Below are 9903 nucleotides of genomic sequence, written 5' to 3' on the forward strand. Positions count from 1 at the left end.
ACTTCGTTACCGGTAGTCGCGGCCGAAATCGTAGTCGTCCAGCGGCACCGCAGCACCGGTGCCCGCACCGAACACGTCCGGGGTGTAGTAGCCGTCGTCGTAGGACGGGATCGCGTAGGCCGCGGCCCGTGCCTCCTCGGTCGGCTGCACCTGGATGTTGCGGTAGCGGTTGATGCCGGTACCGGCCGGGATCAACTTACCGATGATCACGTTCTCCTTGAGGCCGACCAGCTTGTCGCTGGCGCCCTCAATGGCGGCGTTCGTGAGGATGCGGGTCGTCTCCTGGAAGGAGGCCGCCGACAGCCAGGACTCGGTCGCCAGCGACGCCTTGGTGATGCCCATCAGCACCGGACGGCCGGAGGCCGGGTCGCCGCCCTCGGCCACCACGCGGCGGTTCTCGCCCTCGAACTGCGAGCGCTCCACCGGGGAGCCGGGCAGGAACTCGGTCGCACCGGAGTCGATGATGATGACCCGGCGCAGCATCTGGCGGACGATCACCTCGACGTGCTTGTCGTGGATGCCCACACCCTGCGAGCGGTACACCTCCTGGACCTCGCGGACCAGGTGCAGCTGCGCCTCCCGCGGGCCCATCACGCGCAGCACCTCGTGCGGGTCGACGGCGCCTTCCAGCAGCTGCTGGCCGACGTCGACGTGGTCCCCGTCGGAGATCTGCCGCTCGGTGCCGTCCACCGAGATCACCGCGAGCCGCTGCCGCTTGGACAGCTTGTCGTAGACGATCTCGTCGCTGCCGTCGTCCGGAATGATCGTGATCTTCCAGTACCGGTCGTTGTCCTCCATCCGGATCCGGCCGGGGGCGTCCGCGATCGGCGCCTTGCCCTTCGGGATCCGGGCCTCGAACAACTCGGTGACGCGCGGCAGACCGGTGGTGATGTCGTCACCGGCGACACCGCCCTGGTGGAAGGTACGCATCGTGAGCTGCGTGCCGGGCTCACCGATGGACTGGGCGGCGACGATGCCGACGGCCTCGCCGACGTCCACCAACTTGCCGGTGGCCATCGAGCGGCCGTAGCAGACCGCGCAGACCCCGTTACCGGACTCGCAGGTCAGCACGCTGCGGACCTTGGCCTTGGTGACCTTGGCGGCGAGCAGCTTCTCGATCGCCGGGTCGCCCAGGTCCGAACCGCGGGTGAGCACGATGTTGCCGTCGGCGTCGGTGACGTCGTCGGCCGTGGTGCGGGCGTACACGCTGGTCTCCGCGTGCGCGTCCCGCAGCACCGTGCCGTCCGGCAGCACCTCGGCGATCGGCATCCGGATGCCGCGCGCGGTACCGCAGTCGGCCTCCCGGACGATCACGTCCTGCGAGACGTCCACCAAGCGCCGGGTCAGGTAACCGGAGTCGGCGGTGCGCAGCGCGGTGTCGGCCAGACCCTTGCGGGCACCGTGGTTGGAGATGAAGTACTCCAGCACGGACAGGCCCTCGCGGTAGTTCGCCTTGATCGGACGCGGAATGTACTCGCCCTTCGGGTTCGACACCAGCCCGCGCATCCCGGCGAGCTGCACGACCTGGGTCATGTTCCCCGCCGCCCCGGACTTCACGATCATGCTGATCGAGTTGTCGTCCGGGAAGTTCTTCTCCATGGCGTCGGCGACCTCGTCCTTGGCCTCCGTCCACACCCGGACCAGTTCGGCGTTGCGCTCCTGGTAGGACAGCGCACCGCGGCGGTAGCGCTTCTCCACCTGGTCGGCGCGCTGCTCGTAGGAGTCCAGGATCTCGCCCTTGGTCTCCGGAACCACCACGTCGGAGATCGACACGGTCACGCCCGAACGGGTCGCCCAGAAGAACCCGGCGTCCTTGAGCTTGTCCAGCGTCTGGGCGACGGTGACCATCGGGTACCGCTCGGCCAGGTCGTTGACGATCGCCGCCTGCCGCTTCTTCGGCAGCAGGTCGTTGACGAACGCGTAGTCCTCCGGCAGCAGCTCGTTGAAGAACACCCGGCCCAAGGTGGTCTCGGCCAGCCAGGGCTTGCCCGGCTCCCAGTCCTCGGGGGTGGCCTCCTTGGCCGGGACCACGTCGCGCAGCCGGATCCGGATCTTCGCCTGCAGCGAGAGACCGCCGCGGTCGTAGGCCATGATCGCCTCGCCGACCGACGAGTACGACTGGCCTTCGCCCTCGGCACCGTCGACCTGCCGCGTCAGGTGGTACAGGCCGGTGACCATGTCCAGCCGGGGCATCGCCAGCGGCCTGCCGGACGCGGGCGAGAGGATGTTGTTGCTGGACAGCATCAGCACCCGGGCCTCGGCCTGCGCCTCGGCGGACAACGGCAGGTGCACCGCCATCTGGTCACCGTCGAAGTCGGCGTTGAACGCCTCGCAGACCAGCGGGTGCAGCTGGATCGCCTTGCCCTCCACCAGCTGCGGCTCGAACGCCTGGATGCCCAGGCGGTGCAGCGTGGGAGCACGGTTGAGCAGCACCGGGTGCTCGGCGATGACCTCTTCCAGCACGTCCCACACCTGCGGGCGCTGGCGCTCCACCATCCGCTTCGCGGACTTGATGTTCTGCGCGTGGTTGAGGTCGACCAGCCGCTTCATCACGAACGGCTTGAACAGCTCGACCGCCATCTCCTTCGGCAGCCCGCACTGGTGCAGCTTGAGCTGCGGGCCGACGACGATGACGGAACGGCCCGAGTAGTCCACGCGCTTGCCGAGCAGGTTCTGCCGGAATCGGCCCTGCTTGCCCTTGAGCAGGTCGGACAACGACTTCAGCGGCCGGTTGCCGGGACCGGTTACCGGACGCCCGCGACGGCCGTTGTCGAACAGCGCGTCCACGGACTCCTGCAACATCCGCTTCTCGTTGTTCACGATGATCTCGGGTGCACCGAGGTCGATCAGCCGCTTGAGGCGGTTGTTCCGGTTGATCACCCGGCGGTAGAGGTCGTTGAGGTCGGAGGTCGCGAACCGGCCACCGTCGAGCTGCACCATCGGGCGCAGGTCCGGCGGTATCACCGGGACGCAGTTGAGCACCATGCCGCCGGGGTTGTTCCCGGTGGTCTGGAACGCCGCGACGACCTTGAGCCGCTTCAGCGCGCGCAGCTTCTTCTGGCCCTTGCCGGAGCGGATGGTCTCGCGCAGCGACTCGGCCTCGGCGTCGATGTCGAAGTCCTGCAGCAGCGCCTGGATGGCCTCGGCGCCCATGCCACCGGTGAAGTACTCGCCGTAGCGGTCGTAGAGCTCGCGGTAGAGCAGCTCGTCCGAGATCAGCTGCCGGGGCTCCAGCTTGGTGAAGGTCTCCCAGATCTCGTCGAGCTTGTCGATGTCGCGCTGGGCCCGGTCGCGCAGCTGGCGCATCTCGCGCTCGCCGCCTTCCTTGACCTTGCGCCGCACATCGCTCTTGGCGCCCTCGTTCTCGAGCTCGGCCACGTCGGATTCCAGCTTCTGGGCCCGGGCCTCCAGGTCCGCGTCCCGCTGGTCCGCGATCCGCTTGCGCTCGACCTGCATCTCGTTCTCGAGCGTGGACAGGTCGTTGTGCCGCATCTCGGTGTTCACCGAGGTGACCACGTAGGCGGCGAAGTAGATGATCTTCTCGAGATCCTTCGGCGCCAGGTCGAGCAGGTAACCGAGCCGACTCGGCACGCCCTTGAAGTACCAGATGTGCGTCACCGAGGCAGCGAGCTCGATGTGCCCCATCCGCTCGCGGCGGACCTTGGCCCGGGTCACCTCGACGCCGCAGCGCTCACAGATGATGCCCTTGAACCGGACCCGCTTGTACTTGCCGCAGTAGCATTCCCAGTCACGGGTCGGGCCGAAGATCTTTTCGCAGAACAGCCCGTCCTTCTCCGGCTTCAGGGTGCGGTAGTTGATCGTCTCGGGCTTCTTGACCTCGCCGAACGACCACTGGCGGATGTCGTCGGCCGTGGCGAGGCCGATGCGGAGTTCATCGAAGAAGTTGACGTCCAGCACGTCGGGTCTTCTCCCTTTGTCGAAAGGTCCGGCCGGCTACCGGCCGGGAATGCCAGGTCAGGTCCGTGGCCGGTCCGCGGGCGGGCCCGCGCCCGCGGACCGGCGGCGAGGTCCCTGAACGACGTCGTCCACCGACGGCGACTCGTTGCGGGACAGGTTGATGCCGAGGTTGGCCGCGGCACGCTCCAGGTCCTCGTCGTCGCCATCGCGCATCTCGATCGCCGCACCGTCCGTGGAGAGCACCTCGACGTTCAGGCACAGCGACTGGAGCTCCTTGAGCAGCACCTTGAACGACTCCGGAATGCCCGGGTCCGGGATGTTCTCGCCCTTGACGACGGCCTCGTACACCTTCACGCGGCCGATCACGTCGTCCGACTTGATCGTCAGCAGCTCCTGCAAGGTGTAGGCGGCGCCGTACGCCTGCATCGCCCAGCACTCCATCTCACCGAAGCGCTGGCCACCGAACTGCGCCTTACCACCCAGCGGCTGCTGCGTGATCATCGAGTACGGGCCGGTGGAGCGGGCGTGGATCTTGTCGTCCACCAGGTGCGACAGCTTCAGGATGTACATGTACCCGAGAGCCACCGAGTAGGGGTACGGCTCCCCGCTGCGCCCGTCGAACAGCTGCGCCTTGCCGTCCTCCTTGACCATGCGCTCGCCGTCGCGGTTCGGCTTGGTGGAGGCCAACAGGCCGGTGATCTCCTCCTCGCGGGCACCGTCGAACACCGGGCTCGCGGTGTTCGTACCCGCGTCGACCTCGTAGAGATCGGCGGGCAGCCGCTTCGCCCAGTCCGGATCCCCGTCGATGGACCAGCCCTGCGAGGCGATCCACCCGAGGTGGGTCTCGAGCACCTGCCCGATGTTCATCCGTCGCGGCACGCCGTGCGTGTTCAGGATGATGTCGACCGGGGTGCCGTCCTCGGTGAACGGCATGTCCTCGACCGGCAGGATCTTGCCGATGACGCCCTTGTTGCCGTGCCGGCCCGCGAGCTTGTCACCGTCCTGGATCTTGCGCTTCTGCGCGACGTAGACCCGCACGAGCTCGTTGACCCCGGGCGGCAGCTCGTCGTCCTCGTCCCGGTTGAACACCCGGACGCCGATGACCTTGCCGGTCTCGCCGTGCGGCACCTTCAGCGAGGTGTCCCGGACCTCGCGGGCCTTCTCACCGAAGATCGCCCGCAGCAGCCGCTCCTCCGGCGTCAGCTCGGTCTCACCCTTCGGGGTCACCTTGCCGACCAGGATGTCGCCGCCCTGCACCTCGGCGCCGATCCGGATGATGCCGCGCTCGTCGAGGTCGGCCAGCACGTCCTCGGAGACGTTCGGGATGTCCCGGGTGATCTCCTCGGCACCGAGCTTGGTGTCCCGGGCGTCGACCTCGTGCTCCTCGATGTGGATCGAGGTCATCACGTCGTCCTGCACCAGTCGCTGGGACAGGATGATCGCGTCCTCGTAGTTGTGCCCCTCCCACGGCATGATGGCCACGCGCAGGTTCTTGCCCAGCGCCATCTCGCCGTTCTCGGTGCACGGCCCGTCCGCGAGGACCTGCCCGGCCTCGACCCGGTCGCCCTCGTTGACGATCGGCTTCTGGTTGGTGCAGGTGCCGTGGTTCGAGCGGTTGAACTTCTGCAGCCGGTAGGTGTGCCGGGTGCCGTCGTCGGCCATCACCGTCACGTAGTCGGCGCACAGCTCCTCGATGACGCCGGCCTTGTCGGCCACCACGACGTCGCCGGCGTCGACCGCACCGCGCAGCTCCATGCCGGTACCCACCAGCGGAGCCTCGCTGCGCAGCAGCGGGACCGCCTGCCGCTGCATGTTCGCGCCCATCAGAGCGCGGTTGGCGTCGTCGTGCTCCAGGAACGGGATCATCGCGGTCGCGGCGGAGACCATCTGCCGCGGCGAGACGTCCATGTAGTCGATCTCGGTCGGCGCCAGCAGCTCGACCTCGCCGCCCTTCCGGCGGCCAAGGACGCGCTCCTCGAGGAAGTTGCCGTCCTCGTCGATCGGCGTGTTCGCCTGCGCCTTGACGTGGCGGTCCTCTTCGTCCGCGGTCAGGTAGTCGATCTGGTCGGTGGCCTGACCGTCGATGACCTTGCGGTACGGCGTCTCGATGAACCCGAACGGATTGACCCGGGCGAACGTGGCGAGCGAGCCGATCAGGCCGATGTTCGGGCCTTCCGGCGTCTCGATCGGGCACATCCGGCCGTAGTGCGACGGGTGCACGTCGCGGACCTCCATGCCCGCGCGTTCCCGGGACAGACCGCCCGGCCCGAGCGCGGAGAGTCGGCGCTTGTGCGTCAGGCCCGCGATCGGGTTGGTCTGGTCCATGAACTGGGAGAGCTGCGAGGTGCCGAAGAACTCCCGGATCGCCGCCACCACCGGGCGGATGTTGATCAGGGTCTGCGGCGTGATCGCCTCGACGTCCTGGGTGGTCATCCGCTCTCGGACGACCCGCTCCATGCGGGACAGGCCGACCCGGACCTGGTTCTGGATCAACTCACCGACGGTGCGCAGGCGGCGGTTGCCGAAGTGGTCGATGTCGTCGACCTCGACCGGGACCTCGAGCTCGCCCTCGCCCATCGAGGTCTCGGCCGCGTGCAGCCGCACCAGGTACTCGATGGTGGTGACGATGTCGTCCTCGGTGAGCACGCCGGACTCGAAGGGCAGCTCCAGGCCGAGCTTCTTGTTGACCTTGTACCGGCCGACCCGGGCCAAGTCGTAGCGCTTCTCCTTGAAGAACAGGTTCTCCAGCAGGGTCTGCGCGCTCTCCTTGGTCGGCGGCTCGCCGGGGCGCAGCTTGCGGTAGATGTCCAGCAGGGCCTCGTCCTGCCCTGCGGTGTGGTCCTTCTCCAGGGTCGCCAGCAGCGTCTCGGAGAAGCCGAACCGCTCGCGGATCGCCTCCGCGGACCAGCCCAGCGCCTTGAGCAGCACGGTGACCGGCTGGCGGCGCTTGCGGTCGATGCGCACGCCGACGGTGTCGCGCTTGTCGACGTCGAACTCCAGCCACGCACCGCGGCTGGGGATGATCTTGACGCTGTAGACGTCCTTGTCGGTGCTCTTGTCGACCGACTGGTCGAAGTAGACACCCGGGGACCGGACGAGCTGGGACACGACGACCCGCTCGGTTCCGTTGATGATGAAGGTGCCCTTGTCCGTCATGACCGGGAAGTCACCCATGAACACCGTCTGGCTCTTGATCTCGCCAGTGGTGTGGTTGGTGAACTCCGCGGTGACGAACAGCGGGGCCGCGTAGGTCATGTCCTTGTCTTTGCACTCATCGACCGTGGCTTTGACCTCGTCGAAGCGCGGGTCGGTGAACGACAGGGACATCGAGCCGGAGAAGTCCTCGATCGGGGAGATCTCGCTGAGGACCTCTTCCAGACCACCGACGGGGTTGTCCTCGCCGGCGTCGACCCGGCGCTGGAACCAGGTCTCGTCACCGACGAGCCATTCGAAGGACTGGACCTGCAGATCGAGCAGATCAGGCACTTCCAACGGTTCGCGGATGTTCGCGAAAGAGACCCGCTTGGGTGCCCCAGGGATCCCCGACGTGTAGTTGGAAGCTGCAGAGACCTTGGTCGCGCGGGAGACTGCCAAGATGCGTCCTTCCGGGACTCTGAACTGGCTACAGCCGCGTCAGAAGGCGTTGGCGACCAGCTAACACGACTGTCAAGGGTGCAATGGCGCCCACGATCCTACGTCCCGGTTCGGGGCGGGCGGAAAGAGGGCAGCGCAAAGTAGCAGTCTAGATGCTACGACGCCACCTGTCGAGGGGCTCGCTGACGAACGTCCCGAAAGTCGTCAGCTCCAGCCGCACCCCGCGAGGCCCTGCCCGTGTTGCTGACCAGAGTGAACCCGCCGCCGCCGACAGTCAAGAGATCACGCTGCGATCACCCTCGTGGCGCAGGACACGATCACGGGCAGTGCCTGCCGATCAAGCACTTTTAGCTGCTCAACGTGCCAAAGGCGGCGCTGAAGAAGATCCATCCGGGGTTCTCCGACGAGCCCGCGAACCGTCGGCGACGGCTGTTCCACGCGAGATCGCGGAGGCGTTCGACCGGGAACCTCGACGGCTTACCTATGCTCTGGGCGCGTTGCCGCTGCTGTAGGGCATCTCACCCGCCGGCCTCCGGGGGAACCGGCAGGTCAGCGGTGGACGCCTGGCCAGCGGGCTTGTGACCTCGGGGGAGGCCTGCCGAGCACGCGGCGCTCGCGCCTCGCGCCCGGCAAGGTTCCGCGTCGTGCACGGTCTACTCGGCGGCGGTCAACGCCGGTAGCGTGAAACGCCCCGCCACGCCGCGACGCTGTTAGTCGTGTGAGCACGCCACAGGAGAATCGCCGATGAATGACGATGCGGGCCGGCCGGAGGGCGACTCCGGCGGGCAGCAGCGTTCCAATGGAGGCAATGCGCACGCCGCGGCGGGGTCCACATGGTTCGCCGGCGAGCAGGAGCAGCCGTCCGCTCCGCAGGCGCGGCCCAGCCTGGAGCAGCGCTACGCCGACGCGATCGCCGCGATGAACCGGATCATCTCGACGTTGGAGTTCGAGGATCTGCCGTGGGTGACCGAGGTCTTCCGCACCACCGCGGGAGTGCTCGACGAGCGGGACCCGGCGCGCGCCGGTGTGCTGAACAACCTGGGCAGCGCATCCCAGCTGGCGCATTTGAACAGCAAGCAGCTCGGGGATCTGGAAGACGCGGTCGGCTACTACCGCGACGCCTCGACCAGCGCGCAGACCGACGATCCGGACCTGGTGCTGTACCTGTGCAACCTCGCCCTGGCGCTGACCGACCTGGGCACGAGGAGCGCAGCGGCGCAGCCCGCCGAGGAGGCGGTGCGGGCGGCTCGGGAAGCGGTCGAGCAGACGCCGCGCCGGGATCCAAGGCGCGTGATGGCGCTGGTCCGGCTGGCCAATTCGCTGAAGGCGCACGCGCGACTGGCCGATGACGCCTCCTCCGACGACGCCTCGATCAGCGCCTTCCGGGACGCGGCCCGCGCCGCCTCCAGCAGCGGCGGTTCCGACCCGTCCGAGCTGCGGATCAACCTGGGAGCCGCGTTGATGCGCAGGCACCAGCGCACCGGGTCCCCGCAGGACCTGGAAGAGGGGATCTCGCACCTGCGCGGCGGCGCGGACGGGCTCGCCGACGGGGAGCCCCGGCGCAACGCCCTGTGCCACCTGGCCAGCGCGCTGCGACTGCGCTTCGAGCAGGCCGGGGACCTGGGCGACCTGGAATCGGGGATCAGCGAGCTGATCGGGGTGCTGGGCGTGCTCGGCGCCGGGCATCCGCTGACCGGGCGGGTACTGGTCCTGCTCGCCGAATCGACTGTCGAGCACGTGGACAGCACCGGCGAGCCGGGGCCGTTGCGGCGGACGTTGCGCGCCTACGCCTCCAGCGCCCGCGGGATGGCCGCCGACGACGCTCGCCGGGCATTGGCTTTCGCCGGCTACGGAGCCTTGCTGCGCAGGCATTTCCAGCACGGTGGCGAGACCGACTCGCTGGATACGGCCGTCACCGCCGGGGAGGTCTCGGCGCAGGAGGCCGCGGGAGCCGACCGGCGGGCGGTGCTGAACTCGCTGGCGATGACGCTGCTGACCCGGTACGGCAACAACGGCGATGAGCAGGATCTGCGGCGTGCCGAGGAGGTCTGCGAACAGGCGGTCGCGGCCGGGCAGGATTCGCCGCACATCGCGTGGACGCAGCTCGGCGTGATCGCGGGGCACCGGTTCCGCCGCAGCACCCGCACCACGGACATGGAATCCGCGGTCGACTGGTTCGACCGCGCGCTGCAAGCGATGTCGCCGTACGCGCCTGAGCGTGCCTACGTGGCTACGCAGCTCGGACGCGCGCTGCGATCGCTGCACCAGCGCACCGGCAGGCGCCGGTACTACCGGTGGGCGCGCAGGGTGCTGTCCGAGGCGGCCGGGCAGCAGACGGCGCCTGCCGATCAGCGGCTGCGCGCGGCGAGCCTGGCCGGGCGGCTCGCGGCA

Annotated in this window: 2 protein-coding genes and 1 pseudogene; 1 reads left to right on the forward strand and 2 read right to left on the reverse strand. The window is 68.4% G+C overall.

Translation table 11 applies throughout. From position 1 onward, the window contains the following. Nucleotides 1–6: 6 nt before the first annotated feature. Both IJH84_RS00050 and rpoB read right to left on the reverse strand, forming a co-directional pair. A complete protein-coding gene (locus tag IJH84_RS00050) occupies nt 7–3918 on the reverse strand; it encodes a DNA-directed RNA polymerase subunit beta' (protein ID WP_295138645.1) in 3912 nt (1303 codons plus the stop codon). Between the two features lie 57 nt (nt 3919–3975). Further along, nucleotides 3976–7512, reverse strand: coding sequence for a DNA-directed RNA polymerase subunit beta (gene rpoB / locus IJH84_RS00055; protein WP_295138647.1), 3537 nt, complete (start codon nt 7510–7512; stop codon nt 3976–3978). A 744-nt stretch (nt 7513–8256) separates the two neighbouring features. On the opposite strand from rpoB, the pseudogene IJH84_RS00060 reads away from it, so the two are divergent. Then, nucleotides 8257–9903 (forward strand): annotated as a pseudogene (locus IJH84_RS00060) (CHAT domain-containing protein); the annotation flags it as partial.

This window comes from Saccharopolyspora sp. (assembly GCF_017434145.1).
In the GTDB taxonomy this organism is placed as follows: Bacteria; Actinomycetota; Actinomycetes; order Mycobacteriales; family Pseudonocardiaceae; genus Saccharopolyspora_C; species Saccharopolyspora_C galaxeae.